Source organism: Citrobacter sp. MNAZ 1397 (assembly GCF_023613995.1).
Classification (GTDB): Bacteria; Pseudomonadota; Gammaproteobacteria; order Enterobacterales; family Enterobacteriaceae; genus Phytobacter; species Phytobacter ursingii.
In genome coordinates this window covers 1-596 of record NZ_JAKIVH010000017.1, presented here as the reverse complement: position 1 = coordinate 596, position 596 = coordinate 1, and the positions used below count along the sequence as shown (strand labels likewise).

Annotated in this window: 2 tRNA genes and 1 rRNA gene; all 3 read right to left on the bottom strand. The window is 47.7% G+C overall.

Going from position 1 to position 596, the window contains the following annotated elements:
• Positions 1-80: ribosomal RNA gene (locus tag L2097_RS25660) — 23S ribosomal RNA — on the bottom strand; the annotation flags it as partial.
• Between the two features lie 206 nt (positions 81-286).
• Positions 287-362: transfer RNA gene (locus tag L2097_RS25655), tRNA-Ala, on the bottom strand.
• A 108-nt stretch (positions 363-470) separates the two neighbouring features.
• Positions 471-547: transfer RNA gene (locus L2097_RS25650), tRNA-Ile, on the bottom strand.
• Between the last annotated feature and the right edge of the window lie 49 nt (positions 548-596).

Sequence of the window (596 nt, the reverse complement as noted above, 5' to 3'; positions counted from 1 at the left end):
CGGCGCTTTTCGCAGATTAGCACGTCCTTCATCGCCTCTGACTGCCAGGGCATCCACCGTGTACGCTTAGTCGCTTAACCTCACAACCCGAAGATGTTTCTTTCGATTCATTCTCGCGCTGTAAAAATTTGAGAGACTCGAACACACCGTTATCTGTTCTTATTACGGAGAACAGACACTGTGTGTCGTTTCAATTTTCAGCTTGATCCAGATTTTTAAAGAGCAAAACTTCGCAGTGCACCTTTTCAGGTTCACTCTGAAGTTTTCTTGTGTTCGCAGTAAATGATGGTGGAGCTATGCGGGATCGAACCGCAGACCTCCTGCGTGCAAAGCAGGCGCTCTCCCAGCTGAGCTATAGCCCCATCGTGGTCAAATCTCGTTAACCGTAATTCTTTCTGAGACAAGGCGTGGAATAACGAAGCATACTCAGGTATGCGGGTTATTTCACAACGCAGTATTCAGGAAGAATTTGGTAGGCCTGAGTGGACTTGAACCACCGACCTCACCCTTATCAGGGGTGCGCTCTAACCACCTGAGCTACAAGCCTGCAGAGATTTTTTACTGCTGTATTTCATCAGACAATCTGTGTGAGCACT